The following is a 1,502-nucleotide window of genomic DNA, read 5'->3' on the forward strand; positions in this document are numbered from 1 at the left end:
AAGTTTATAGATTTCGATCTCTTTTTCCTTTTTTTCCGTTTCGAATTTTATCTCAATGTTGGAGATTTTTTCCGAAATTTGTTCATTCATAATAGAATCTTTATAGGCTGAATATAATTGAAAAAATTTCAGTGATCTTTGATATTTATTTTGAGCTTCATACACATTTGATAAAGAAAGAAATGCATCACGGGATAATTCTTTTAAATTATTTTTTTGAGAGATTTCCAGCGCTTCTTCCAAATATAAGATTGCTTCCTGAAATTTTTCCTGCTCGATATAGACATTTCCAATATTTATAAGAGGATAAACGATTGCTTTCTGATCTTCGTCTTTCCTTTTGATTTCCAAAGCTTTCAGATAATATTCAAGGGCTTTCGGGAAATCTCCATTTTTGGAGAAAATGTTTCCGATATTATTATAACATTGTGCAATGATTTTTTCCTCACCGTGTTTCTGAGCAAGTTCGATCGCCTGCTGATAATAATCGATCGCTTTATCTTCTTGTTTCACCTGGTTATAAATTACACCGATATTGTTTAGAATATGACAGGTGTTCAAAAAATCTTCTGTATTAATACTGGATTCATAAGCCTGAATAAAATATTCCAGTGCTTTTTCATAATTTCCGATTTCTTTGTAAACTAAACCGATATTATTGAGTGTTCCTGACTTTAAATCAACACCTCCCGCGTCTTCATATTTTTTTAATGACTTCAGTAAATTATCGAGAGCATTATCATAATCCGCATTTTTTATATAAATGCTGCCAATTGCATTATAACAATATCCAATTCCGGTTTTGTTATCCAGACGAGAAAAAATTTTGATGCATTTTCGATAATAACTTATTGCTTTTTCACTTTCCCGATAATCATAATATAGATCTGCAATACTCCTCAAAGCAGCAGCCTGACCTTCTTGGTAATGGATTTTTTGAGATTCTTCGAGAGCATTTTCAGCGATTTCTAGAGACTTCGCAAAATCCTGTTCTCGAAACAATTTCGAAAGTTCTATCTGAATATCTATTTTTTCTATTCCTTTCGCAGATTCCAATTTTGTTTGTAAACTGTCTATAATTGGTGTTTGAGACAATAATTGTAAAAATATGTTTAAGATAAAAATTAAAACAATAATTCTGAATTTCATCTTACTCCTATTTTCCGAAAAACAAAAATGGAAGTTCGTGAAAATGGTTTTATATGTCAAATGAAATATTGCTAACTGACATTTCCCACTTCAAATTGTAATTTAAATTAAGTCATATTGTCAACCTCGCAGAGGTTATATGTTTGTAATAAAATGCGTTAACATTTGGTTTTAAAAACTCTCTTTTCTTAAAAAACTGCATCGCAGTGATATTTTTCATCATTTACAGTTGTCGCTTCTACGAAGCTGATATATTGTCTTTGTCATTTGCCAAATGCTAACGCATTTTATTACAAAGATAGCACTGCTACGCAGTTTATAGATATTCAATTTTCATAAATCCAAGTGGGAAA

1 protein-coding gene is annotated in these 1,502 nt (G+C 30.6%); it reads right to left on the reverse strand.

Annotated features, from left to right (window positions below; genetic code table 11):
- On the reverse strand, positions 1 to 1,149 hold a 1,149-nt coding region (locus ENL20_12440), incomplete at its 3' end, for a tetratricopeptide repeat protein (protein HHE39361.1).
- Positions 1,150 to 1,502 lie beyond the last annotated feature (353 nt).

It is taken from the genome of Candidatus Cloacimonadota bacterium (assembly GCA_011372345.1).
In the GTDB taxonomy this organism is placed as follows: domain Bacteria; phylum Cloacimonadota; class Cloacimonadia; order Cloacimonadales; family TCS61; genus DRTC01.